Here is a 22,661-nt window from a genome sequence, read left to right on the forward strand (position 1 = left end):
ATGAGTCGCTGATCGAGAAACGGAGCACACCCGCACATGGCAACCCTCTCCGTCGCCGCCATCCTCGCCGAGAACGCCCGGCGCCGTCCCGACAAGACCGCCCTCGTGGAGGGTGACCTGCGGCTGAGCTTCGCCGAGGTGTGGCAGCGGGCCCGCGCCCAGGCCGGGGCGCTGGCCGGGCTCGGGGTGCGGCCGGGCGACCGGGTGGCGCTGATGGCGCCCAACACCGCGGAGTTCCCGGCGGCGTACCACGCGATCGCCGCGGCCGGGGCCGTCGTCGTCCCCGTCCACCTGCTGCTGTCGCCCGGCGAGGTCGAGCACGTGCTCAGGGACAGCGGCGCCACCCTGCTGCTCTGCCACCCCGCGCAGGCCGCGACCGGCGCCGCCGCCGCCGAGGCCGTCGGGGTGCGGACGGTCACCCTGGGCGCGGAGTTCGAGCGGCTCGCCGCGGACGCCGAACCGCTGCGCTCGTACGAGACCCGCGACGCCGACGACCCGGCCGTGGTCTTCTACACCAGCGGCACCACCGGCGTCCCCAAGGGCGCCGTGCTCAGCCACTTCAACCTGGTGATGAACGCGACCGTCAACGCCTTCGACTCCAACGACATCCGCGCCGACGACATCGCGCTGGGCGCGCTGCCGCTGTTCCACGCCTTCGGGCAGACGGTGTCCATGAACTCGGTGTGGCGGGCGGGCGCCACGCTCGTGCTGCTGCCGCGGTTCGACGCCGCCCGCGCGATCGAGCTGATGGTCAAGGAGGACGTCAACACCTTCCACGGCGTGCCCACCATGTTCGTCGCGCTGGCCGCCGCCGCGGCCGACGCGGACGCCCTGCCCGAGCTGCGGGTGTGTGTCTCGGGCGGCGCCTCGCTGCCGGTGGCGGTCCTGGAGCGGTTCGAGGCGGCGTTCGGGGCCCGGATCTACGAGGGGTACGGGCTGTCCGAGACCTCGCCGACGGCGACCGTCAACCAGCCCTGGTTCGGCGCCCGGCCCGGCACCATCGGGCACCCGCTGTGGGGCGTGGAGGTGGAGATCGCCCGCGCCGAGACCGACGACCGGATCGAGCTGCTGCCGGTGGGGGAGCTGGGCGAGGTCGTCATCCGCGGCCACAACGTCTTCTCCGGCTACCTCGGCCGACCCGAGGCCACGGCGGAGGCGATGGTCGACGGCTGGTTCCGCACCGGCGACCTCGGCACCAAGGACGAGGACGGCTTCCTGCGGATCGTCGACCGCAAGAAGGACGTCATCATCCGCGGCGGCTTCAACGTCTACCCGCGCGAGGTCGAGGAGGTCCTGATGCGGCACCCCGGCGTCGCCCAGGTCGCCGTGATCGGCCTGCCGGACGAGCTGCACGGCGAGGAGGTGTGCGCGGTCGTCGTACCCGAGCCGGGTGACGGCGGCGTACCGGACGCCGCCGCGCTCACCGAGTGGGCCAAGGAGCGGCTCGGCAGGCACAAGTACCCGCGGCAGGTGCGGTTCACGGACGAACTGCCGCTCGGGCCGAGCATGAAGGTGCTGAAGCGGGAGCTGCGGGCGCGGTACGCGGACGCCGGGTGACCCGCTGCCCCCCCCTGTGCGGGACCGTCTGCCGAGACGGTCCTTACGGTCGGCACATGCGTGGGCATAGCATCGGTGCCCGCATGGACACGATGACGCTGTGGCACATATCCGGCTGGGGGTTCACGGCGCTCGCCGTGGCCGCCCTGCTCGTCGGCTTCTCCAAGACCGCCGTGAGCGGGGCCAACACGGTCAGCCTCGCCATCTTCGCGGCGGTGCTGCCCGCCCGCGCCTCCACCGGCATCCTGCTGCCGGTGCTCATCTTCGGCGACGTCCTCGCCGTGCTCGTCTACCGGCGGCACGCGCACTGGCCGACGCTGGCGCGGCTGTTCCCCGCGGTCGGGGTGGGCGTGGTCGCGGGCACGCTGTTCCTGCTGTGGGCCGACGACGGGAGCGTACGGACCTCGATCGGCGCGATCCTGCTGCTGATGGCCGGGGTGACCGTGTGGCGGCGGCGGATCGCGGAGCGGGCGGCGGCGGAACCGGACGCGGTGGCCACCAGGGCGGGCCGCTGGAAGGCCCGCTCGTACGGGGTCATGGGCGGCTTCACCACGATGGTGGCGAACGCGGGCGGCCCGGTGATGGCGATGTACCTGCTGTCGGCGGGCTTCCGGAAGCTGGGCTTCCTCGGCACGTCGGCGTTCTTCTTCCTGATCGTGAACGTCGCCAAGGTGCCCTTCAGTGCCGGGCTGGGGCTGATCGACGGGAACTCGCTGCTGCTTGACGCGGCGCTGGTGGGGTTCGTGGTGCCGGGTGCGCTACTCGGCAAATGGGCGGTGAACCGGATCAACCAGCGGTTGTTCGAACAACTCGTGATCGCGGCGACGGTGGTGGGGGGCCTGCAACTGCTGTTGCGTTAGCGCGTGGCGTCGCGCGGCCCCAGGAGCGCGGGCAGGTCCGCGAACGAGTCGATGACGTGGTCCGGCGTGCCGCTCGCCGCCCGCTCCGTCTCCGGCAGGTACTTCCCGGTCCGCACCAGCACACCGGTGATCCCGGCGCGCTGCGCGGCCAGCACGTCGGACTCGACGTCGTCGCCGACCATCAGCGCCGCGTCCGGCGCCACGCCCAGCCGGTCCAGGGCCGCCGCGAAGAACGCGGGCGACGGCTTCCCCGTGACCTCGGCCTCCGTCCGCGCCGCCGCCTCCAGGCCCGCGAGGAAGGCGCCGGAGTCCAGGTCGAGACCGTGGTCGGTACGCCAGTACAGGTTCCGGTGCATGGCGACGAGCCGGGCGCCGCGCTGGAGGTGCCCGAAGGCGCGGTTCAGTGCCGCGTAGCCGAACTCGGGCCCGGCGCCGCCGACGAGGACCACGTCGACGTCCTCACCCGGGTCGGCCACGACGGTCACCCCGGCCAGGTCCTCCGCGACGTCCCCGTGGTTCAGCAGGAGACAGCGCGCGCCCGGCAGCTTCCCGGCGAGGTGCGCGGCGGTCGCGGCGGGCGCGGTGAGGATGTTCCCGGCGTCCACCGGGAACCCGGCGTCGGCCAGCGTCCCGGCGATCGAGGCCCGCGTGCGGGACGTCGTGTTGGTGACCAGGGCCACCGGGAGCCCGGCGTCCCGGATCTCCCGCAACGCCGCCACCGTGCCCGGCAGCGGCTGCCAGGACACGGTGAGGACCCCGTCGATGTCGATCAGGACACCACGTACCGACTCCATCACTCGACCATAGTCAGTCGGGCGCTGTCGTTCAGCGCGGCTGGTACGCCTTCGGCAGGCGCATCCCGCGGTCGGCCATGATCTGCCGGAGCCGGTCGGGGTAGTCGGTGATGATGCCGTCCACGCCCAGGTCGATGAGCGCCTCCATGGTGGCCGGGTCGTCGCAGGTCCACGGCACGACCTTCAGGCCCCGGGCATGGGCGGAGTCGATCATCTGGCGGTCCGGGTAGAAGCGGAAGCCGGGGTCGCCGATCTTGCCGTTCTGCGGGAAGCCGTAGTTGGGGGAGAGGGCCCGTACGCCGGGGATGGCGGCGGCGGCCCTGACGAAGTCGCCGTCGTAGTCGTCGGCGTCGATGCCGCCGAGCCAGGGGGAGGCGCCGGGCTGGCCCACCTGGAGGAAGTCGTGGTTGGTCAGCGCGACCAGCGGCCAGCGGGGCGCCAGTTCGTGCATGGCCTTCAGGGCGCCCCAGTCGAAGGACTGGATGGTGACCTGCCGTTCGATGCCGGAGGCGCGGATCTCCTCGAAGACCCGGCGCACGAACAGCTCGCGCGGCGCGGTCTGCTCGGGGGCGCCCGCCTCGACCTTGGTCTCGACGTTGAGGGTGACCTGCCGGGCCCGGTACCGCTTGACCAGGTCCAGCACGTCCTTCAGCTCGACCATCCGGGCGCCCGCGATCCGCTCCTGCCCCGGGTGGCCGGGCAGTTGCTGGTAGCCGCAGTCCATGGTCCTGATCTGGGCCAGCGTCAGATCTTTGACGTACTTGCCGACGTACGGGTACATCGGGTCGCCCGGCACCACCGGCGCGGTGTCCCGGCACTTCTGCGCGCTGACCTGGCGGTCGTGGGTGACGACGACCTTGCGGTCCTTGGTGATCTGGGTGTCCAGCTCCAGGGTGGAGACACCGAGGCGCAGCGCCTTGCCGAAGCCCTCCAGCGTGGACTCGGTGGTCAGGCCGAGGCCGCCGCGGTGCGCCTGGAGGTCGAAGTGCGCCTTCTGCTTCTGTGGCGGTACGGCGGCGTGCGCGGTGGCGGGGAGGGCCAGCACGGGGACCGTGGCCAGGGTCAGGGCGGCGAGGACATGCCGTACGGACATCGCGAACCTCACTCATCGGGGACGGGGCGACGCCGAGACGGTAGTTCGGGCCGGGCGGCGCTTGAAGACCCGCGGATGAGGGGACCGTGAACGCTGACGGAACGCGGGCGCGCGGGGTCACGTAGGGTCCCTGCCATGCCCTCCCATGTGCTGATCCTCGGTGGCACCACCGAGGCCCGTGAACTGGCCGCCGTCCTGGCCGGGCACCCCGGCGTGCGGGTGACCACGTCGCTCGCGGGGCGCACGGCGCGGCCGGGAGCGGTCGCGGGCGAGGTGCGGACCGGCGGCTTCGGCGGGGCCGACGGGCTGGCCGCCTGGCTGCGGGAGCGGCGCGTGGACGCGCTCGTTGACGCCACCCACCCGTTCGCCGAGACCATCACCGCGAACGCGGCACGCGCCGCCGCCGCGACCGGGGTGCCCGCGGTGGTGCTACGCCGTCCCGGCTGGCGCCAGGGCCCACGGGACCGCTGGCATCCCGTGCCCTCCCTCCCGGCGGCGGCGGACCTCCTGCCCGCCCTCGGCAGCCGCCGGGTCCTCCTCACCACCGGCCGCCTGGGCCTTGCCGCCTTCGCCCATCTGACCGGCCCGCACTTCGTCGTCCGCTCGGTGGACCCGCCCGAGCCGCCCCTGCCGCCCCGCCTCGATGTCATCCTGGCCCGCGGCCCGTTCACCGCCGCCGACGAGTCGGCGCTGCTCCGGGACCACCGCGTCGACACCTTGGTCACCAAGGACAGCGGCGGCACGGCGACCTCCGCCAAACTCGCGGCGGCCCGGGACCTCGCCCTGCCGGTGGTCGTCGTACGACGGCCCCCGCTGCCACCGGGGACGCGGGCGGTGCCGGACGTGGCCGGGGCGGTGGAGTGGCTGGGGCGCCACCTGAAGTGACGCGGGCGCGGACGGGAACCGCCGTGCTCAGCGCGTCGCCCCGCTGGACGCCAGTGCGCCCGCCCGTTCCGGCAGGCCGCCGCTGAGGTCCTCCGCCAGGAGGCGTTTGGCGATGGCGTCGACGGCGGCGTGGAGTTCGTCGGTGGTGGGGCGGCCGACGTCCCGCTGGACGTGCTCCTCCAGCCAGCTCGTCCAGGCGCCGCTGATGACCTTGGCCTCGCGGGCACCGGCCTGGGTGTGGGAGAGCAGGGAGCCGTCGCGGGTCAGGTAGCCCTCGTCGACCATGCGGTCGAAGACCGGCAGCAGCACCTCGGGCGGCACACGCCGCCGGGCGGCGATCAGGCCGAGGCTGGCGTGGCCGACCAGCCGGTGCAGCAACTGCACCTGCATCACGGCCCAGGCACCGGCCGGGTCGAGCCGGGTGTCGGAGTCGCGCACGATGCGGCGCAGGGTCGCCGGGTCCGTACCGCTGATGATCCGCGCGACGGCGGCCTCCAGCACCGGCTGGGAATCCGCGGCCCGCGGGGAACCGAAGCCCTCGCCCATGTCGGTGGAGACCAGCCGCGCGCTGTCACGCAACGGGACCTGCCTGAGGAACAGCGCCACGACGAACCCGACGGCCGCCACCGGCACGGTCCACAGGAACACGGTCTGGATCGTGTCGGCGTACGCGCCCACGATCGGCCCGGCCGCCTCCGACGGCAGCCCGTGCACGCCCTCCGGACTGGTCGCCGCCCGGGAGACGTCCGCCGGGTCCACCGCGCCGGTGCGCGCCGCCTCCGCGACCCCGTCGGTGAGGTTGGGGGTGAGGGCGTTGGTGTAGATGGTGCCGAAGACGGCGGTGCCGAAGGAACTGCCCAGCGTACGGAAGAAGGTGACGCCGGAGGTGGCGGTGCCCAGGTCGGCGTAGTCGACGGTGTTCTGCACGGCGATCGTCAGCACCTGCATACACAGGCCGATCCCCGTCCCGAGCACGAACATGTACAGCGACTCCAGCCAGGTGCCCGTCCCCGGCCCCATCCGGGACATCAGGAACAGCCCGAGGCCCATCACCACCGTGCCCACGATCGGGAAGACGCGGTACCGGCCCGTCTTGCTGACCACGTTCCCGCTGAAGACGGAGGCGATGAGCAGCCCGATCACCATCGGCAGCGTCCGCACGCCGGAGATCGTGGCGGAGTCGCCGTCGACGTACTGGAGGTACGTCGGCAGATAGGTCAGCGCGCCCAGCATCGCGAAGCCGACGATGAAGCTGAGGACCGAGCAGACGGCGAACACGGGGTTGCCGAACAGCCGCATCGGCAGCATCGGTTCGGCCGCCCGGGACTCCACCCGGCAGAACAGCCCGAGCGCGACCACCCCGCCCACGAACAGCCCGACGACGACCCCCGAACCCCACGCGTACTCCGTGCCGCCCCAGCTCGTCGCCAGGATCAGCGCGCTCGCCCCGACCGCGACCAGCGCGATGCCCAGGTAGTCGATGACCGGCCGGACCACCGCCTTCACCACCGGGATGGTGCGGGCGGCGGCGAACACCACCACGATGGCGATGGGCACGTTGACGTAGAACGCCCACCGCCACGACAGATGGTCGGTGAACAGCCCCCCGAGCAACGGCCCGATGACCGTCGCCACCCCGAACACGGCCCCGATCGCGCCCTGGTACTTGCCGCGCTCGCGCAGCGGGATCACATCCGCGATCAGCGCCATCGAGGTGACCATCAGCCCGCCCGCGCCGACGCCCTGCATCCCCCGCCAGACGATCAGCAGCGTCATGTTGGAGGCCAGCCCGCACAGGAACGACCCCACGATGAACACCACCGTGGACACCTGGAAGACCAGCTTCCGCCCGAACTGGTCGCCGAACTTGCCGACCAGCACCGTCGCCACGGTCTCCGCGAGGAGGTACGAGGTGACCACCCAGGACATGTGCGAGGCACCGCCCAGGTCCGACACGATCGTGGGCAGGGCCGTGCCGACGATCGTCTGGTCCAGGGCCGCCAGCAACATGCCCAGCACGATCGTCACGAAGACGATGTTCCGGCGGCGCACGTCCAGCACGGGCGGCTGCGCGGCGGGCGGGGCGGTGCTCTCGGTGACGGTCACGAGGTCACGATCACACCGCCCGGGGGCACCCGCACGCGGGGCCGGGCCGCCTGGGTGCGGATCGCTGGAGTGCGGGGGCGTCGCGTCGCCTCAGTCCTCCGCCGGGTGGCGGCGCAGCAGGTACGTGTCCATGATCCACCCCTTGCGCTCCCGCGCCTCGGCGCGCAGCCGCTCGATCCGCGGCGCCGCCTCGGCGATCGGCCCGGAGACGAGGATCTCGTCCGGGGTGCCTATGTACGCGCCCCAGTAGATGTCCATGTCCCGGTCGGCGTACCGCCGGAATGCCTGCTGCGCGTCCAGCATCACCACCACGTCGTCGACGCCCTCCGGGAACCCTTCCGCGAGCCGCCGCCCGGTGGTGATCTGCACGGGCCGGGCCACCCGGTTCAGCCCGGTGCGGTGCCGGGCGACCAGCGCGGAGACACTGCTCACCCCGGGGACGACGTCGTACGCGAAGGCGACGGCACCCCTCTCCAGCACCTCCTCCAGGATGCCGATCGTGCTGTCGTACAACGCGGGGTCCCCCCACACCAGGAACGCCCCGCGCTCGTCCTCGCCCAGCTCCTCGCGGATGAGCCGCTCGTAGATCTCCGCGCGGGCGCTGCGCCAGTCACCGACCGCGGGCGAGTACGCCGCGCCGCCCGCGCCGCGGTCCCGCTCCGGGTCGCGCGCCTCGACCACGCGGTAGCCGCCCTCGGGCAGGTGCGTGCGCAGTATGTCCCGGCGCAGCCCGGTGAGGTCGGACTTGGCCTCGCCCTTGTCGAGCAGGAAGAACACGTCGGTGTCCCGGAGCGCCCTGACCGCCTGGAGGGTCAGTTGGTCCGGGTCGCCCGCGCCGATGCCGATGACATGAATCTCTCGCACACCCCGAGTCTGCCGTACGCCACTGACAGTGCCGCCACCGCCCGGTGGATCACCGCAGCCGGGGCGCCCGCGCCGCCGCGTCCACCGGTCCGGCACCCCCCTCGACGTCCGCCGCGAGCCGCGCCGCCCACACCTCCAGCGCGGCGACGTCCACCCCGTACGGCCGCTGCCGCCCCGTCCGCGCCGCCCACTCCACGACGGCCCCCGCGCCGCGCCGCAGCAGTCGCGCCCCGCCGGTGCTGTTCCCACGGGCCGCGTGGGTGAGCCCCACGGCCACCTGGGCGAGCCCCCGCCACAGGTCACGCTCCGCCTCCGGCCCCGACTTCCAGGCGTCCTCGAACACCTCGTGCGCGTGGAACGGCTTCCCCGCGTCCAGCAGCGCCTGCGCCTCGACGACGGTCTCCTCCGGCCCGCGCACCACCCCCTCGGGCTGCCGCTCCACCCCGTCCGCCCCGTACGGCAGGGGCCGCCCCAGCCCGTCCCGGGGCCGGGCGTTCCGCGCCCGCCCCTCCGCGTCCCGGTCCCGCGCCCCGGCCTGCCACCGTCCCGCCTCACCGCTCATACGCCGATTGTCCCCCGCCCCGGCGCCCCCTTCGATCCGCCCCCGCACGTGCGGTAAAGTGCTGTCCGCGCGATCACGCGGCTCCCCGCGGGACAGCGCACCGGGACGTGGCGCAGCTTGGTAGCGCACTTGACTGGGGGTCAAGGGGTCGCAGGTTCAAATCCTGTCGTCCCGACTCGTATGAGTCGCAGGTCAGGGCCGGGTTCGGAGGCATCCGAGCCTGGCCCTTGGTGCTCGGTCACAGTGGAGGGCCTTCAGTCGAGCCAGTGGGCCTTGTCCCCGATGCGGACATGGCCGGGTTGCTCGACTGCCGCGTACACGCCGAGGGCGTTGCCGAGCTCGCGGGCGACCCAGCGCAGCACCGCGCGGTCGTGCGGGACAGTCGGAGTCTCCTTGGTGACCATCACGCAGCGGTCACACCCCTCGGTGAAACGCAACCGCAGCGTGCCGATGGCCATCCGGCGGCCGATCCAGTCGTGCTCGGGGTACCCGGTCGCGTGGTCGCCGGGCACGTCGTCGAGCACCAGGTTGGGCCGGAACCGGCTGACGTCTATCGCGGTGTCCGGCAGCGCCGAGCCGAGGCTGCGCAGTGTCGTCGTGGTCAGTACGTGGAGTGCGGCGTCAGGCCGGTGCTGCTGGTGCTCGGCCAGCGTGACCCTGGCCCCTACAGCCGCAGTGAGTCGACTGGAAGCGTCAGGCGCGTCGGAGCGGAACCGCTGGCCGTCCGGCAGGACCAGCTCAGCCACGCCCGGCCCGAGGGTGACCGCCCGCACTCGCATGAGCGCCGGAACAGCACCGGCCCAGGTGACCTCTTGCCCCTCGTCGTGTACGGCGATGCCCCGGTCACCCTCGATCCCGAGCGCACCGACCGTGGCGGCGGTCAGTCGCTCACCACCCACCGACTTCACCGGGTACCGCCACAGTTGGTCGACCCGCATTCGTCTCCCCCCTTCATCCCCCTGAGCCCGGCGACCGTAGCCGACGGCTGCTCAGGCAAGCGCTGCGACGGTCACCGTACTGGGCGGCGCCATCGTGGCGGCTCGTTCGGCGCTGGGGTCGGGTTCGGAGGTGTCCGAACCCGGCCCTTGGCCGTTGCTCACACCGCGCACCTGTCCGCCCGTGGGGACTTGGTGGACGGTCGCGGGAGCACGCCGCCCGAGATGTGGTGCGCCTTCACCGGACGGCCTCCTTCCGCGAGGGCCCGGCCGAGCGGGGTCGCGGTGTGCCACACGGTGTTGGCCACCCGGCGGCTGAGGATCAGACCGGCCTCCCGCAGGACGGCGGCGTGCTCGCTCGCCGAGGCGGCCGACATGCCCAGGCGACGGGCGATCCCCCCGCCCGTCGTACCGTCGGACGCCGCGACCTCCACCAGGACCGCCGCGCGGGTGCGCCCCAGGAGGCGGGACAGGGCCGCGGGGTCCGACGCCGCCGGATCCTCCGTGAGGAGCTGGAGGTCGCGGTTGGCGGGGTAGACCAGCACGGGGTCCAGGGCGTCGTCGAGCAGGGTGACGGGCCTGCCCCAGCAGAAGTAGGACGGGATCAGGAGCAGCCCCCGGCCCTCCAGGAACAGGTCCTGGCGCACCGGATAGGCCACCTTGAGCACCGGCGGCTCCCAGCGCGCCAGCGGATGGATGTTGCCCAGCAGCCGTTCGACACCGCCTTCGAAGAAGTCCATCACGCGCATGGCGCGTTCGGCCTCGACCACGGCGCGGATGCGGTGCCACGAACGCGACAGGACCCGCCGGTGGTACCGGTACATCGCCGCGCCCAGCTCGCGCATCGCCGCCGCCTCGCCCCCGGCCACCCGCCGCATCCACGGCGTCTCACCGCGCTGGGCGGCCAGCAGGGTGAGTTCGGCGCGCAGCCGTGCGCGGTCGACGCTCATCACGGCCTCCAGCGTCGACTCCAGGTCGGCGCCCGCGGGCGGCGTGAGGAAGTCGGGTGAGTAGCCGCGGGGCGGCGCCAGTTGGAGCAGCAGGGAGAGCGACGGATCGGGACCGGTCAGGGTCTCGGCCCGCCAGGGACCGAACACGATGTGGTCCGGGGAGCCGCCGAGCGCGTGCAGGCTCAGCAGCAGCTCCCAGACCGGGTCCGGTTGCGGGGCCAGGCGCACCCGGCCCAGGTCTTCCGACGAGAAGTGGATGTGCAGCACAGCGGTACCCCCGTGATATCAGCTGTTGAACGAGTCTCTCACGCGGGTCTGACAGCCGTTTCCGACGTGCGCGGGCCCCGTCCCGTCCCGCCCGCTCAAGTCTTTCGGTCGAGCCCGAAAGTGCGTGCGGGGCGATGGAGCCGTTGTCACGCTGAGGGCGACCAAGTCGATGGTCCGCCTGCGGGAGACGCCTTCGCGCGAGCGGACCGGAAGTGACACCTACGGCACGCGCCACCGTCCTTGACCGGGATGTGGCACCCGGCGCGCTGCCGTCGTCCGTCGGGCCGGGGGCCACCGCACACGCCCCCGTGCGCCCGCGGGAACTCCGGGGAACGGGTGAGGGGGAGCCGGTGCGTGGATTCGGTGTGCTGCCAGGGCGGTCGTCCGTGCGCCCGCCAGCGTCGACGGCGACACGGCCGTCGGCGGCGACAGAGGCACGGCCGTCGGCGGCGGCGACGCGGCCGTCCCCGCGGGCGGTGGCGCTGTTGCCCGTGCTGACGGCGCTGCTGCTCGCCGGACTCGCGGGGTGCGGACCGGGGCGGGGGGCGGTCGGGCCGGACGCCGGTCCGGCGCGGGCGCTGCCGCGGCAGGTCACGGCCGAGGAGTCGGCGACCCTGCGCCGGGCCGAACTGGTGCTGGAGCGGCGCTGCATGGCCCGTGCCGGGTTCCACCTGCCGCCGGTGCCCGAACCGGCGCGGAACGGGCCCCCGCCCCCGCCGATGCGCCTCGTCCTCGCCGACCCCGCGTGGGCGCGTGAACACGGCTACGGCTCCCTGGTCCGGCCCTCCGGACCGGACGGGGACGCCGCCAGCCGCGGGGCGGACCCGGTCGACACGTACGTCCGCGGCCTGACCCCGCAGCGCCGGGCCGCGGCGCTGCGCGCCTGGCAGGGCGGCGGCCGGGACACCGTCGAGGTCACGCTCCCCAGCGGCATGACCACCGGGCGGAGCACCCGCGGCTGCACCAGCGAGGCCCGCGGTGAGCTGTACGGCGACTTCCGCACCTGGTTCGGCGCCGACGCCGTGGACCGCGACATCGTCTCGCTGGCCCTGAGCCGGACGGAGACCGACCCGGCGGTCACCGGCGCGCTGCGCGGCTGGGCGGTGTGCGTGGCCGGGCGCGGGCTGCCGTACTCCTCGCCGCAGCGCCTGCGGGCCGCGCTGGGCGCCTCGGCGACCAAGGCCGACGAGATCCGGTACGCCGTCGCCGAGGCCGAGTGCGCCGTCACCTCCGGCCTCGCGGAGGCCGCCGCGGACGCCGAACGGCGGCACCTCGCCGCACTGCGCGCCCGGTACCGGGCCGACGTCACCAACGCCCGCGCCATGCGGCTGGCCGCCTTGCGGAAGGCGGCACTGATCCTCCGCGGCGAACACCCGTCGCGGCAGACCACCTGAAGGGACGACGTACGACATGAACAGCACGAGGAAGTACATGAGAACGGCCGTGGCGCTGACCGCGGCGGCCCTGATCGGGCTCGTCGGCACGGGGGTACCCGCAGCCGCCGCGCCGGACGCGGGCACCTCCGCGCCCAAGCCGGGCGCACCGACCCCGGTACGGTCCGGCACCGACCTGAGCGCGATGGCCGCGGCCGACGCGGACGGGTACCTCTACGCCTTCGACCTCCCGAACTTCGAGGGCGCCTACTGCCGGTGGGACCGGGACGACCCGTGGTGGGGCGACGACTGCGGCGACTTCAACGACCGGGCCACGTCCGTGTGGAACAACGGCTTCCCCGGCTACTACAGCGAGGTCGCGCTGAAGCGTGACATCAACATGGCCACGAACCTCGCGCGGTTCTGCATCGAGGCGGGCAACTACTACGCCGACCTGTCCCTGGGCTACGAGAAGTTCCTCGACGGCGTCCCCGCCGACAACGCGATCAGCGGCCACTACTGGTTCACCGACGACGCGGACTACGCCTTCGACCCGCACTACGCCTGCTGACACCCGCCCGACCCCGCCACGAACGGCCGCTGAAACGAGGAACCATGTCCATCACCATCAACCTGCGCGCCACCTGGGGCGCGTACGCCAGCGAGGGGACCCGGGCGCACGCCACGGCACCCCCCGTGCCGTCCTCCTCGCCCTGGACGGCCCACATGGGAGTGTTCATCCACTACCTCGGCGCGGGAAGCACCAGCGACCTGGAGACGGAGGAGGACTGCCGGAGGGAGATCGCGACCATCTACGCGGGCCACCTGCCCGAGTTCGACGACATCGCCTACAACTTCCTCGTCTGCCCGCACGGGCACGTCTACGAGGGCCGTGGATACGAACGCGGTGAGGGGAACGGCGACGCGTACGTCGACGGGGTGGGGCGCAACACCGGCTTCTACTCGATCGTGGGGATGGTGCGCTCCCGCGACGCCGTGGGCGAGCCGATGCTGCGCGGCATCAGGAGCCTCATCGACCACCTGCGTAACGAGGCCCCCAAGCGGACCGGCGCGATGATCCTCCCGCACGGCTACAACTACAACACCGAGTGCCCCGGCGACCTCGGCATGTACGCCCGCCAGGGATCGACCATCGACCCGGCCGCGGAATGGACGGGGGTGGGCGGGGACATCCACGTCTACCGGACGCAGAACTGGGTGAACAAGACCTACGGCGACGCGCCCGGGTACGTCAGGTGTCCGGAGAACGGCCGCATCAGCTGGTCCACGGTGCTGTCGCTGACCCAGGGGCTCCAGCACGAACTCGGCATCTCGCCCACGGTGCAGAACTTCGGCCCCGGCACCTTCGAGGCGGTGAGGAACCGCCGCATCATGCCCGTCGAGGAGGAGAACGAGAACCTCGTACGCCTCTACAACGGCGCCCTGTGGTGCAAGGGCTACTGGGCCTCGACCGAGCGGGAGCGGTGGACGTCCGACTCCGAGGACTCCCTGGAACAGCTCTACGGCGACATGGGCCTGGACTACTCGAACGCCGCCCAGGCGTACCGGATGTGGCCGTACGTCCTGAGAGCGCTGCTGCGGATGGACCAGTTCCGCAAGGTCCCCGGCGGCGACGACCACGTCCGTACGATCCAGCAGCGGCTGAACGCCCGCTACGTCGCCGACATCGGCATCCCCGCGATGAACCCGGTGCCCTGCGACGGGATCTACTCCCGTGACGTCCAGCAGGGGCTCATGATGGGCATCCAGTACGAGCTGGGCATCCCCCTGAACTCCATCAACGGGTACTTCGGACCCGGCACGCAGGCCGCGCTGAAGGGGAAGGGCTCCGGCACCCTGACGGGGGACCTGCGCTACCTGTTCCGTTCCGCGTGCTACTTCAACTCGCCCACGTACACGGCGGACGGGGAGCGGGCCTACCTCCCGCAGGACATCCCCATCGACGTCCAGACCGGCACCCACCTGGGCTGGCTGATGGCCTTCCAGCAGTTCTCGCAGATCCCCGTCACGGGCCACAACGACTACACCACCTGGGCCCAGCTCCTGGTCTCGTCCGGCGACGTCTCGCGGGACGCGACCGGCTGCGACTGCATCACGGAGATCACCGCCGAACGCGGGCGGCTGCTCAAGGCGAACGGCTACCAGATCGTCGGACGCTACCTGGACGAACACCTCGCCCCGGGCGACCCGTACTACCTCGGCAAGGCCCTCAAGCCCGGGGAGCCGCGGACCATCCTGGACGCCGGGCTGAGGTTCTTCCCGATCTTCCAGTACAACGGCACCCAGCTGGAGAACTTCACCTACGACAAGGGCCACGACCAGGGGAAGAAGGCCCACCAGAAGGCCGTCGAGCACGGCATCGGCGCCGGGACGTGCATCTACTTCGGGGTCGACTACGACGCCACGGACGAGGAGATCGGCTCCCACGTGGTGCCGTACTTCAACGGCGTCAAGGCCGGGCTGGCCGAGCTGGGGGGCCGCTACACGTTCGGCGTCTACGGCTCCCGCAACGTCTGCATCCGCGTCTCGGCGGAGGCCGGGGCCCGCTGGTCCTTCGTCTCCGGGATGTCGTGGGGCTTCTCCGGGAACCTCGGCTTCCCCCTGCCGCGGAACTGGTCGTTCAACCAGATCAACGAGTACGACTTCCAGCCGGGCTGGGGTCTGGACCACAACATCTGGCGTGCGGGGGGCGACCCCGGCGTCTCCGCCGTCACGTCCTGACCGGATGAGTGAGGAACCCACAATGATCACCAGACGCGGTCTCCTGGGCGCCGCCGCGGGCGCCGGTGTGCTCGCCCTCGCACAGAACACCCTGACCCCCGCCCCGGCCGTCGCGGCGGGCGCGGACCCGGACACCACCCGGTGGACCGGCACCCGCTCCGCCAACGGCTGGCCGATCGACCCCGACGCCACCGCCGTCTTCCCCGTCGAGGGCTCGGGGGCGTCGGCCCGCCTGCGCGGGGGCGCCGCGGCGGCGGTGCTGCTGCACGTCGCACGCCGCTGGCACTACGAGATCGCCGCCCTCGACTCCGGCGAGGGCGGCGGCCTCACCGCGTACACCACCCGCCGCGACATCGGTGCCGACTTCGAGTCGAACCACCTCTCCGGCACCGCCGTGGCCCTCCACCCCGCCGCCTACCCGCTCGCCGGGAGCGAAGGGCTCTGGCCCCACCAGGAGGCGATCGTGCGGGACATCCTCGTGGACTGCGAGGGCACGGTCGCCTGGGGCGGCGACCTCACCCCGGTGAAGGTCTCGCACTTCCACGTCGCCGTCCGGCCCGACGACCGGACCCTGGCCCGGGTCGCCGCCGCCCTGGACACCAGCAGGCCCACGACCGCGCCCCGCGCGCAGACCGCCGGGACGGTCGCCGACCCGGCGGCACCCGCACGCCGGGTCAAGGCCCGTCGCCTGGACCGCGCCCTGGGGTGAGAGGCGTGAGAGGGGTGGGTGCGGTGGTACAAGCATGTTCATGGACACGAGCGCGTTTGTGGAATGTGTGGACCCGCCCCGCCAACCCCTCCCCGTCCGATGACCGCCGGAGTCGACACCCCCGACCGCCGTGGGCGCACCGGGCTCGACCGAGTCGGGCGGGAGCTGAGCGGCAATCCGCGGGTGCGGGTGCGGGAGGTGCGGTTGCTCTCCAGTCACTGGTACGTCGAACGGGCCACGACGTTCGACTTCCAGCACGCCGACGGCACCTGGAGCACCCAGGAGCGCGAGACCCATGACCGTGGCAACGGCGCGACGATCCTGCTGTACGACGCCGAGCGCGAGACCGTGCTGCTCACCCGGCAGTTCCGCTTCCCGGTCTACGTCAACGGCCACCCCGACGGCATGTTGATCGAGACGCCGGGCGGACTGCTCGACGACGAGGACGAGCACCCGGAGATCGCCGTACGGCGTGAGGTCGTCGAGGAGACCGGGCACACCGTCGGGGACGTACGGCATGTCTTCGACGTGTACATGAGCCCCGGCTCGGTGACCGAGCGGGTCAGCTTCTACGCCGCCGCCTACGGACCGGCCACCCGTACCCACGAAGGGGGCGGGCTGGAGGACGAGGGCGAGGACATCGAGATCGTCGAACTGCCCTTCAGCACCGCCCTGGAGATGATCCGCGGCGGTGAGATCGCGGACGCCAAGACCATCATGCTGCTCCAGTGGGCGGCCCTTGAGGGGCCCTTCGCCAAGTGACCGGCCACGCCCGGCGCTTGACCTCGCGTGCGCTCCAAGTTGAAGACTCCCGTTCGTGGGCCCCGCCCGGGGCCACGCACGGGAGGAGCACCATGAAGTACCGCACCATCGGCACCAGCCCGGACACCCGACGCGAGGTCAGCGTGCTGGCGCTCGGGGCGATGTGGTTCGGTTCCGCTACCGACGAGGAGACCTCGTTCGCCGTCCTCGACCGCTATGTCGAGGCCGGGGGGAACTTCATCGACACGTCCGACAACTACGCCTTCTGGGCCGACGGCGGCCAGGGCGGCCAGAGCGAGGAACTGCTCGGCCGGTGGCGGCGCAGCCGTGGCGTCGGGGACGAGATCGTCATCGCCACCAAGCTCGGCGCCCGCCCCCTCGCCCCCGGCACCAGCTACGTCGACAACCCGGAGGGCCTGTCCGCGAAGGTGATCCGCGAGGCCGCCGAACGCAGCCGCGAACGGCTCGGGGTGGCGAAGCTGGACCTGCTCTACGCGCACATCGAGGACCACACCGTGCCGTTGCGGGAGACCGTCGAGGGCTTCGGGGAGCTGGTCGCCGAGGGGACCGTCGGGCTGCTCGGTGTCAGCAACCACGCCATCTGGCGGGTGGAGCGGGCCCGTGCGCTCGCGGCGGCGGCGGGGCTGCCGGGGTACGAGGTCCTCCAGTACGCGCACACGCACCTGCGGCCCCGCTTCGACGTCCCGGACGGCGGGCTGTTCCCGGACGGCACCCTCGGGCACGCGGGCGCCGAGCTGATCAGCTACCTGCGTGCCGAGCCCGGTCTCACCCTGGTGGCGTACTCGCCCCTCCTCAAGGGCGCCTACACCCACCCGGAGCGGCTGCCGTCCGACTTCGAGCACCCCGGCAACCCCGTCCGGCTGGCGGCGCTGCGCGACGTGGCCCGGGAGACCGGCGCCACGGTCAACCAGGTCGTCCTCGCCTGGCAGATCGGCGCCGAGCTGCCCATCGTCCCGCTGGCCGGGGTGTCCTCCGTGGCGCAACTGGAGGAGAACCTCGCCGCGGTCGACCTGGAGCTGACCGCCGAGCAGCGGGCGCGCCTGGACGCCGCGCACTGAGGGACCAAGCCCGAGGGGCCAGGCGCGCAGGCGGTCGCTAGCTCCCCGGGCCCACCAACCGGTCGAGCAGCGCGTCCAGGCCCGCCGTCAGACCCTCCTCCCCGCCCTGGTCGGCCAGGGCGGGGGCCGCCTCGCGGAGCAGGGGCAGCTCCCGGGGCGGCATCCGGTGCAGGCCGAGGCGGAACGCGGGGTCCGGCTCGTCGGGGTTGTCGACCATCGGGCGCAGTTCCACCAGGACGTAGCCCAGCAGCCAGGAGGTGACGGCGCGGAAGGCCGTGGCGGCGCGCGCCTCGTCCAGGCCGCCTCCCGGAGCAGGGACAGCACCCGCTCGTGGTCCTTCAGCACGGCGAGCGGGCGGCGGGCCAGCGGGACCGCCAACATGCGGGTGGCCAGGAGCGGGACCGCCCGGGGGTGGGCGAGGCAGACGGCGTACGTCGCCCGCGCGACGCGGTGCAGGCCGGTGCGCCAGGTGGGGGCGGGTCCGTCCTCGGGTACGGCGGTCAGGCGGTCCGCCAGTTCCAGGTACAGGGCCTCGACCAGGCCGTCCAGGAGGGCGTCCTTGTTCGCGGCGTAGCGGTAGAGCGCCATCGCCTCCACGCCCAGCTCGGCGCCGAGGCGCCGCATACTCAGCGCGGACAGGCCCTCCCGGTCGACCAGGTCCAGCGCGCTGGCCAGCACCCGCTCCCTGCTCAGTCGGCCGTAACGGCCCCGGTCGCTCGCGCGGCGCCCCGGCCGTCCGTTGCCCGAGTCGTTCGCCATGCCCGCCTGCCCCGTCCTCGTCCCGCTTGACCCAGGAGTCTTATGGGTTGATGGTGTCTGTATACGTCGTAAGCATACAGATTCACCCCTTTTGGACCCGGCTCATGACCCCGCTCATCACCGTCGCCGCCGTCGCGCTCATCGTCTATCCGCTGGTGCTCGGCGTCCTGGTGGCCGCCTTCGGCGGGCAGCGGGCCCGGCGCTGGTTCGGCGGGCTCGACCGCAGGGGCCGGGGGCTGGTCGCGCTCGGGCTCGCCGGGCTGCTGACCGGCGGCATCTGGACCTGGCCGAACGTCGTCGCCCCCCGGCTCTCCGACGAGGCGGGCGGCTGCGGCCCCGCCCCGTCCGCCGCCCCCGCCGCCGTGGCGCCCGCCCGGGACGCCGCCGACCTCACCGCGCCCGGCGCGCCCCCGCGCTGGACGGCGCCGGGGGAGCTGACCGGGCGGGCCGCGCCCACCGCGCCCGCCGGGGCCCGGCCCGCGCTGGTGCTGTACGACAGCGGCGCGGGCGATTGGTCGGACCGGCTCAGCGCCCAGCAGGCCGCGCACCTGGCGTCGCACTTCGGGCCGTGGACCGTCAAACCGGTCTCGCACTACCGCGCCGGGGAAGCGCACCGGCACTCCGCCGTGCTGTACCTCAGCTCCTCCGCCGCCCCGAGCATCCCCGGCGCCCTCCTCGACGACATCCTGCGCTCCCGCGTCCCCGCCCTCTGGGTCGGTGAGAACCTGCACCGCCTCTCCGGCCGCGATCCGCGCGCCTGGCAGTCCCGCTACGGCTTCCACACCCCCGGCGAGAGCGTCGAGGGCGTCACCGGCGTCACCTACCGCGGCACCACCCTGACCCGGCACACCGACCGCGCGGACCCGGGCGTGCGGCGGGTCCGCGTCGACGACCCGGACAAGGCGCGGGTGCTGGCCACGGCCCTCGGCCCCGGCGCCGCGCGGTCCCCGTGGGCGGTGCGCGCCGCGAACCTCTGGTACGTCGCCGAGGACCCCTTCTACGAGATCGACGCCTCCGACCGCTACCTCGCCTTCGGCGACCTGCTCTTCGACGCGCTCGCCCCCGGCACCCGGGCCCGGCACCGCGCCCTGGTGCGGCTGGAGGACATCTCACCCCACGCGGACCCCGCGCAGCTCCGGGAGATCGCGGACTGCCTCCACCAGGCCGGGGTGCCGTTCAGCTTCGGCGTCATCCCCGTCTACCGCGACCCGCGCGGTGCCCAGCACGACGGCAGGCCCACGACCATCACCCTCAAGGACCGCCCCGAGGTCGTCGACGCGCTGCGCCACCTCATCGACAGCGGCGGCACCCTGGTCATGCACGGCGTGACCCACCAGCTCGGCGACCGCCGCAACCCGTACCAGGGCGTCACCGGCGAGGACTACGAGTTCTTCACCGCCCACGAGGTCATCCGCAGGGACGGCCGCGAGGACGTCGTCACCGACGGTCTGGTGCCCGGCCACTCGCGGCAGCGGACCCGCGAGCGCCTCGACCGCGGCCTCGCCGAGTTCCGCGCCGCCGGACTGCCCCGGCCGCGGGTGTTCGAGTTCCCGCACTACGCGGCCGGACCCGACGACTACACCGCCGTCGAGAGCCTGTTCGGCTACCGCTACGACGAGACGATGGCCTACGCCAGCACCCTCACCGGCGGCCCCCCGGACCCGTACCAGCGCGTCGACCAGTTCTACCCGTACGGCGTCCGCGACCTCTACGGCACCGCCGTCATCCCGGAGAACCTGGGCAACGTCGAGGCCAGCGGGCACAACGGCCGACCCCCGCGCGGACCGTCGGACCTCATCGACGCGGCCCGGCGCAACCTCGTCGTGCGCGACGGCGTGGCCAGCTTCTTCTACCACCCGCCCCTCGGCACCGGGAAGCTCCAGGAGATCCTGCGCGGCCTGCGCGACCTCGGCTACACCTTCGTCACCCCGCAGGACGTCATGGGCAGGACGGCGAGGTGAGGACCGTGCCCCTGCGCGTCTTCCGGCGGATCGGCTACCGGCGCCCGCACCAGGCGCCCGGCCCCGGCGCCGCCGCGCCCGCCCACCGCGGCTTCGCCCTCCCGACGTACGAGACCGGCGGCTACGACGACCCGTACGCGCCCGAACTCCTGCGCCGCATCGCGCTGCTCGGCGCCAACTGGGTCCAGCTCAACCCCACCTGGTACCAGCCCGCGCCCGGCACGGCCACCATCCGGCCCACCCCCATGACCGCCTCCGACGCCGGGGTCGCCCGGATGGTCGCCCTCGCGCACGCGCAGGGACTGAACGCCCTGCTCAAACCCCATGTCGACCTGGACGACGGCACCGACCGCGCCACCATCCGCCCCGCCGACCCGGACGCCTGGTTCACCGCCTACACGCGGTTCATCACGCACTACGCCCGCATCGCGGCCCGGTGCGGCGCCGACGCCTTCGCGATCGGCACCGAACTGGCGGGCACCGACGGCGACCTGACCCGCTGGACCGCGGTCGCGGACCGGGTCCGGGTGATCTACGGCGGCCCGCTCGTCTACGCGGCCAACTACGACGCCTACGAGGGCGTCGCCTTCTGGCACACCGTGGACCTGGTCGGCGTCGACGCCTACTGGCCGCTCAGCGAACGCCCCACCCGGGACGTACGCCGACTGCTGCGCGCCTGGACGCCGGTCCGCGACCGGCTGGCGGCGTTCGCCGCGCGGACCGGCAGGCCCGTGCTGTTCACCGAGGCGGGGTACGCCAGTGAGCGCGGCGGCGTCACGGCGCCGTACTCACGCACCGTGTCGACCGTGCCGGACGCCGCCGAACAGGCCGTCGGCTACGAGGCGCTGCTGCGCGCCTTCTCCGGGCTGCCGTGGTGGGCCGGGGTCCACTGGTGGGTCTGGGAACAGCTCCCCACACCCCCCGCACGCGAACGCGCGCTGGACTACTCCGCCGACGGCAAGGAGGCCGCGAGCGTCGTCGCCCAGTGGTGGAACGCCCCGCCGCCCTCGCCGCCCTCGCGGCCCCCGAACCCCCCGAACTCCCCGAACGGGGCACGCTCATGACCCTCGTCGCCTCAGCGGTCCTCGTCTGCTTCCTGCTCTACGTCCTGGGCATGTTCGCCCTTGGACGGAAGGAGAGCGCGCCGGGCACCGGCGACGGACCCATGGACCCGCTGCTCTTCGTCTTCGTGCTGCCCTGCCTGGACGAGGAGCTGGTGATCGGCGCGAGCCTGGAGCGGCTGCTCGCGCTGCCGGACCGCAACTGGGTGGCCCTCGTCGTCGACGACGGCTCCACCGACGGCACCGCCGACATCGTCGGACGCTGCGCCGACCCCCGCGTCCTGCTGCTGCGCCGCACCCCGCCGCAGGCCCGCCAGGGCAAGGGCGCCGCCCTGAACGCCGCCTACCGGCACCTGCGGACCACCTGGCACACCCCGGCCTTCGCCGGGTACGGCGCGGACCAGATCATCGTCGCCGTCCTCGACGCCGACGGCAGGCTCAGCCCGGACGCGCTCTGCGTGGTCGCCCCGGCGTTCCGGGACCCGGGCGTCGGCGCCGTCCAGATCGCGGTGCGGATCCACAACGCGCCCTCGGGGCTCCTGGCCCGGCTCCAGGACATCGAGTTCGTCACCTTCACCGAGATCTTCCAGCGGGCCCGCAGCCGCATCGGCAGCGCGGGCCTCGGCGGCAACGGCCAGTTCACCCGGCTCTCCGCGCTGGAGACGGTGGGCGAGGCGCCGTGGAGTCGCTGTCTGACCGAGGACCTCGACCTCGGGGTGCGGCTGGTCTGCCACGGCTGGCGCAGCCACTTCACCTCCCGCACCCACGTGGCCCAGCAGGGACTGACCCGGCCGCGCCCCTTCCTGCGCCAGCGCACCCGCTGGTTCCAGGGGCACCTCCAGTGCGCCACCCGCATCCCCGGCATCCTGCGCGCGCAGCTCGCGCTCCGGGTCGCCGCGGACCTGCTGATCACGCTCACCCTGCCGCTGCTGGTGCTGCTGACGACGTTCTCCGTCGTCGCCTTCTACGTCGGCGCCGTCGCCGTGGCGACCGGCCTCACGGACGCGCGCACGACGCTCGACACGCTGACCGCGCACCACGGCGCCGCCCTCGTCGTCTGGGCGCTGGTCTCCTTCGGCGTCGCCCCGGTGTGCGCGTACGTGTACCACCGCGCCGAGGCCCGCACGGGTCCCGTACGCGCCGTGCTGTACGGGTTCCTCTTCACCCTCTACTGCTACCACTGGCTGCCCGTCGGCTGGGCGGCGGTCTGGCGGCAGCTCTCCGGGCGCGGCGTCTGGACGAAGACCCGCAGGCTCCCCGAGCCACCGCCGCCCGCCCGCACCCCCGCCGGGTCGCGGCCGGGCACCAGGACCGCCGTGTGAACCGGCCCTCCTCCCGCTTC

Annotated in this window: 19 protein-coding genes, 1 tRNA gene and 1 pseudogene; 13 read left to right on the top strand and 8 right to left on the bottom strand. The window is 73.2% G+C overall.

Features of this window, described 5'->3' with window-relative positions:
* Nucleotides 1-36 precede the first annotated feature (36 nt).
* Nucleotides 37-1,557, top strand: a complete 1,521-nt coding sequence (locus ACFQZ6_RS30905) for a long-chain-fatty-acid--CoA ligase (protein ID WP_381615701.1) — start codon at nucleotides 37-39, stop codon at nucleotides 1,555-1,557.
* Nucleotides 1,558-1,640: 83 nt separating this feature from the next.
* A complete protein-coding gene (locus ACFQZ6_RS30910) occupies nucleotides 1,641-2,417 on the top strand; it encodes a sulfite exporter TauE/SafE family protein (protein WP_381618789.1) in 777 nt (258 codons plus the stop codon).
* Here ACFQZ6_RS30910 and ACFQZ6_RS30915 read toward each other — a convergent pair.
* Together ACFQZ6_RS30915 and ACFQZ6_RS30920 are read right to left on the bottom strand one after the other, a co-directional pair.
* Nucleotides 2,414-3,211, bottom strand: a complete 798-nt coding sequence (locus ACFQZ6_RS30915) for an HAD-IIA family hydrolase (RefSeq protein WP_381615703.1) — start codon at nucleotides 3,209-3,211, stop codon at nucleotides 2,414-2,416. The genes ACFQZ6_RS30910 and ACFQZ6_RS30915 overlap by 4 nt on opposite strands.
* 31 nt (nucleotides 3,212-3,242) lie before the next feature.
* Entirely contained in the window at nucleotides 3,243-4,304 is a 1,062-nt protein-coding gene (locus tag ACFQZ6_RS30920) for a glycerophosphodiester phosphodiesterase family protein (protein WP_381615705.1), read from the bottom strand.
* Nucleotides 4,305-4,439: 135 nt separating this feature from the next.
* Between ACFQZ6_RS30920 and ACFQZ6_RS30925 the strand changes: the two genes are divergently transcribed.
* Nucleotides 4,440-5,189 carry a cobalt-precorrin-6A reductase gene (locus tag ACFQZ6_RS30925; RefSeq protein ID WP_381615708.1) on the top strand — a complete coding sequence of 250 codons (750 nt, stop codon included), beginning with the start codon at nucleotides 4,440-4,442 and terminating at the stop codon, nucleotides 5,187-5,189.
* Between the two features lie 27 nt (nucleotides 5,190-5,216).
* Here ACFQZ6_RS30925 and ACFQZ6_RS30930 read toward each other — a convergent pair whose 3' ends face one another.
* From ACFQZ6_RS30930 to ACFQZ6_RS30940, 3 genes are all read right to left on the bottom strand, one after another.
* Complete coding sequence (locus tag ACFQZ6_RS30930) at nucleotides 5,217-7,295, bottom strand: MDR family MFS transporter (protein WP_381615711.1); 2,079 nt, start codon at nucleotides 7,293-7,295, stop codon at nucleotides 5,217-5,219.
* Between the two features lie 90 nt (nucleotides 7,296-7,385).
* A complete protein-coding gene (gene cobF, locus ACFQZ6_RS30935; protein WP_381615714.1) occupies nucleotides 7,386-8,159 on the bottom strand; it encodes a precorrin-6A synthase (deacetylating) in 774 nt (257 codons plus the stop codon).
* A 49-nt stretch (nucleotides 8,160-8,208) separates the two neighbouring features.
* Nucleotides 8,209-8,721, bottom strand: coding sequence for a DUF309 domain-containing protein (locus ACFQZ6_RS30940; protein WP_381615716.1), 513 nt, complete (start codon nucleotides 8,719-8,721; stop codon nucleotides 8,209-8,211).
* A gap of 101 nt (nucleotides 8,722-8,822) precedes the next feature.
* Between ACFQZ6_RS30940 and ACFQZ6_RS30945 the strand changes: the two genes are divergently transcribed.
* Nucleotides 8,823-8,896: transfer RNA gene (locus ACFQZ6_RS30945), tRNA-Pro, on the top strand.
* Nucleotides 8,897-8,975: 79 nt separating this feature from the next.
* Here the strand turns inward: ACFQZ6_RS30945 and ACFQZ6_RS30950 are convergent.
* A complete protein-coding gene (locus tag ACFQZ6_RS30950) occupies nucleotides 8,976-9,659 on the bottom strand; it encodes an MOSC domain-containing protein (RefSeq protein WP_381615718.1) in 684 nt (227 codons plus the stop codon).
* A 158-nt stretch (nucleotides 9,660-9,817) separates the two neighbouring features.
* Nucleotides 9,818-10,873, bottom strand: a complete 1,056-nt coding sequence (locus ACFQZ6_RS30955; protein WP_381615721.1) for an ArsR family transcriptional regulator — start codon at nucleotides 10,871-10,873, stop codon at nucleotides 9,818-9,820.
* A gap of 476 nt (nucleotides 10,874-11,349) precedes the next feature.
* Between ACFQZ6_RS30955 and ACFQZ6_RS30960 the strand changes: the two genes are divergently transcribed.
* The 6 genes from ACFQZ6_RS30960 to ACFQZ6_RS30985 all read left to right on the top strand — a co-directional run bounded on the left by ACFQZ6_RS30960 (nucleotide 11,350) and on the right by ACFQZ6_RS30985 (nucleotide 17,538).
* The gene (locus tag ACFQZ6_RS30960; RefSeq protein WP_381615724.1) at nucleotides 11,350-12,267 is read left to right on the top strand and encodes a hypothetical protein; all 918 of its coding nucleotides are present in this window, start codon (nucleotides 11,350-11,352) and stop codon (nucleotides 12,265-12,267) included.
* Nucleotides 12,268-12,283: 16 nt separating this feature from the next.
* Nucleotides 12,284-12,817 carry a peptidase inhibitor family I36 protein gene (locus tag ACFQZ6_RS30965; protein WP_381615726.1) on the top strand — a complete coding sequence of 178 codons (534 nt, stop codon included), beginning with the start codon at nucleotides 12,284-12,286 and terminating at the stop codon, nucleotides 12,815-12,817.
* Between the two features lie 44 nt (nucleotides 12,818-12,861).
* Entirely contained in the window at nucleotides 12,862-14,988 is a 2,127-nt protein-coding gene (locus ACFQZ6_RS30970) for a glycoside hydrolase domain-containing protein (RefSeq protein ID WP_381615729.1), read from the top strand.
* Nucleotides 14,989-15,010: 22 nt separating this feature from the next.
* Nucleotides 15,011-15,697, top strand: a complete 687-nt coding sequence (locus ACFQZ6_RS30975; RefSeq protein ID WP_381615732.1) for a hypothetical protein — start codon at nucleotides 15,011-15,013, stop codon at nucleotides 15,695-15,697.
* Nucleotides 15,698-15,796: 99 nt separating this feature from the next.
* Nucleotides 15,797-16,459: an NUDIX domain-containing protein gene (locus ACFQZ6_RS30980; RefSeq protein WP_381615734.1), complete on the top strand. Its 663-nt coding sequence runs from the start codon at nucleotides 15,797-15,799 to the stop codon at nucleotides 16,457-16,459.
* A 92-nt stretch (nucleotides 16,460-16,551) separates the two neighbouring features.
* A complete protein-coding gene (locus ACFQZ6_RS30985) occupies nucleotides 16,552-17,538 on the top strand; it encodes an aldo/keto reductase (protein ID WP_381615737.1) in 987 nt (328 codons plus the stop codon).
* 37 nt (nucleotides 17,539-17,575) lie between these two features.
* On the opposite strand, the pseudogene ACFQZ6_RS30990 reads toward ACFQZ6_RS30985, so the two are convergent.
* Nucleotides 17,576-18,297, bottom strand: a pseudogene (locus tag ACFQZ6_RS30990) (TetR/AcrR family transcriptional regulator C-terminal domain-containing protein).
* A 104-nt stretch (nucleotides 18,298-18,401) separates the two neighbouring features.
* Here ACFQZ6_RS30990 and ACFQZ6_RS30995 point away from each other — a divergent pair.
* The 3 genes from ACFQZ6_RS30995 to ACFQZ6_RS31005 are packed head-to-tail and all read left to right on the top strand — an operon-like array spanning nucleotide 18,402 to nucleotide 22,641.
* Nucleotides 18,402-20,258: a DUF2334 domain-containing protein gene (locus tag ACFQZ6_RS30995; protein WP_381615740.1), complete on the top strand. Its 1,857-nt coding sequence runs from the start codon at nucleotides 18,402-18,404 to the stop codon at nucleotides 20,256-20,258.
* Nucleotides 20,255-21,322 (top strand): glycoside hydrolase family 113, encoded by a 1,068-nt coding sequence (locus tag ACFQZ6_RS31000; RefSeq protein WP_381615742.1) that lies wholly within the window; start codon nucleotides 20,255-20,257, stop codon nucleotides 21,320-21,322. The genes ACFQZ6_RS30995 and ACFQZ6_RS31000 overlap by 4 nt, the downstream gene beginning before the upstream one ends.
* Nucleotides 21,244-22,641, top strand: a complete 1,398-nt coding sequence (locus ACFQZ6_RS31005; protein ID WP_381615745.1) for a glycosyltransferase family 2 protein — start codon at nucleotides 21,244-21,246, stop codon at nucleotides 22,639-22,641. The genes ACFQZ6_RS31000 and ACFQZ6_RS31005 overlap by 79 nt, the downstream gene beginning before the upstream one ends.
* Nucleotides 22,642-22,661 lie beyond the last annotated feature (20 nt).

The sequence above is a fragment of the Streptomyces flavalbus genome (assembly GCF_042674625.1).
In the GTDB taxonomy this organism is placed as follows: domain Bacteria; phylum Actinomycetota; class Actinomycetes; order Streptomycetales; family Streptomycetaceae; genus Streptomyces; species Streptomyces flavalbus.

Coding starts and splice junctions, on each gene's coding strand:
- ACFQZ6_RS30950 (WP_381615718.1), bottom strand. CDS start 9,659: ATGCGGGTCGACCAACTGTGGCGGTACCCGGTGAAGTCGGTGGGTGGT.
- ACFQZ6_RS30980 (WP_381615734.1), top strand. CDS start 15,797: ATGACCGCCGGAGTCGACACCCCCGACCGCCGTGGGCGCACCGGGCTC.
- ACFQZ6_RS30920 (WP_381615705.1), bottom strand. CDS start 4,304: ATGTCCGTACGGCATGTCCTCGCCGCCCTGACCCTGGCCACGGTCCCC.
- ACFQZ6_RS30970 (WP_381615729.1), top strand. CDS start 12,862: ATGTCCATCACCATCAACCTGCGCGCCACCTGGGGCGCGTACGCCAGC.
- ACFQZ6_RS30940 (WP_381615716.1), bottom strand. CDS start 8,721: ATGAGCGGTGAGGCGGGACGGTGGCAGGCCGGGGCGCGGGACCGGGAC.
- ACFQZ6_RS30985 (WP_381615737.1), top strand. CDS start 16,552: ATGAAGTACCGCACCATCGGCACCAGCCCGGACACCCGACGCGAGGTC.
- ACFQZ6_RS30995 (WP_381615740.1), top strand. CDS start 18,402: ATGACCCCGCTCATCACCGTCGCCGCCGTCGCGCTCATCGTCTATCCG.
- ACFQZ6_RS30915 (WP_381615703.1), bottom strand. CDS start 3,211: ATGGAGTCGGTACGTGGTGTCCTGATCGACATCGACGGGGTCCTCACC.
- ACFQZ6_RS30910 (WP_381618789.1), top strand. CDS start 1,641: ATGGACACGATGACGCTGTGGCACATATCCGGCTGGGGGTTCACGGCG.
- ACFQZ6_RS30965 (WP_381615726.1), top strand. CDS start 12,284: ATGAACAGCACGAGGAAGTACATGAGAACGGCCGTGGCGCTGACCGCG.
- ACFQZ6_RS30925 (WP_381615708.1), top strand. CDS start 4,440: ATGCCCTCCCATGTGCTGATCCTCGGTGGCACCACCGAGGCCCGTGAA.
- ACFQZ6_RS30975 (WP_381615732.1), top strand. CDS start 15,011: ATGATCACCAGACGCGGTCTCCTGGGCGCCGCCGCGGGCGCCGGTGTG.
- ACFQZ6_RS30905 (WP_381615701.1), top strand. CDS start 37: ATGGCAACCCTCTCCGTCGCCGCCATCCTCGCCGAGAACGCCCGGCGC.